The organism is Comamonas sp. HJ-2, from assembly GCF_053615495.1.
In genome coordinates, this window is sequence record NZ_JBSIFD010000077.1 from 1 (window position 1) to 668 (window position 668).

Annotated in this window: 1 protein-coding gene; it reads left to right on the forward strand. The window is 62.1% G+C overall.

Going from position 1 to position 668, the window contains the following annotated elements; all coding sequences use genetic code 11:
- The coding region (locus ACWGXF_RS24395; protein ID WP_452102609.1) for an IS3 family transposase at positions 1-640 on the forward strand (640 nt) is incomplete at its 5' end.
- Between the last annotated feature and the right edge of the window lie 28 nt (positions 641-668).

The following is a 668-nucleotide window of genomic DNA, read 5'->3' on the forward strand; positions in this document are numbered from 1 at the left end:
CGATGTGCTGCGCAACGCCCGGATGCTGGTGCCCGTAAGGCGGGCGTATCACAAGACCACAGACAGCCATCACCGGTTTCATCGTCATCCCAATTTGCTCAAGGCGGGCGATCAGCAGGTGTGCGCCAGGGCCAGCGAGCAGGTCTGGGTGGCCGACATCACCTACCTGCCCACGGCCGACAAGTTCGTCTACCTGAGCCTGGTCACCGACGCCTACTCGCGCAAGATAGTGGGCTGGCATGTGCATGACAGCCTGCAAACCGAGCCGATGGCTCTGGCCCTGAAGATGGCCTTGCGTGCCCGCCAAAGCCACCAGCGCCTGGTGCACCACTCGGACCGGGGCATCCAATACTGCTCGAGCTACTACCAGAGCATCCACCAGCGCCACGGCCTGGACTGCTCGATGACCGATGGGTACGACTGCTACCAGAATGCGCTGGCCGAGCGGGTCAACGGCATCCTCAAAGGCGAGTTGCTGCTGCAGCGGCCCGCCAACTTGGAGCAGGCCCGGCGCATGGTGTGCGAGTCGGTGAGGATCTACAACATCGAGCGCCCCCATCAATCGTTGAAAATGCAAACGCCCGATGCAGTGCATCGGGCGTCCCTGGCCGGTATCTGCCGGCTTGAATTACCGCTCTAGGTGTCAACCTAATCTAGGACGGGTCACT